Raw genomic sequence first — 318 nt, forward strand, 5'->3', positions numbered from 1 at the left:
TACAGCCAGGTGACGGGAATAAAACTCAACAAAATTCAGGATTTTATCGCTGACTTCAGGGGAGCCGCCATTGGGCAGTGTCTGACATACCTCCTGACCACTGGTGCAGTTTTCAACCGGAAACAAGCGGCTCGTCAGACCCAGATCGCCGTTAAATGCACCGGCATTTTGCTGCTTCAGCGTCGGCTGGCCGGCTTTCCAGCCAAAGCGCCCCGCAACGGTTTGCTGTTTTTCAACATCCCATACCCGATTCAGCCGGCCGGAAATCCCTTTACCTTCTTCTTGCTGTGCTGCCGCCAGTAATTCCAGAGTCTGCTC

The 318-nt window shown here is 53.8% G+C and carries 1 protein-coding gene; it reads right to left on the minus strand.

The annotated features are described in order from the left end of the window. Positions 1–318, minus strand: a 318-nt coding sequence (locus ACYP03_RS25250; protein ID WP_459782564.1) for a di-heme oxidoredictase family protein, incomplete at both ends; no start/stop codon positions are given.

It is taken from the genome of Photobacterium sp. R1 (assembly GCF_054600795.1).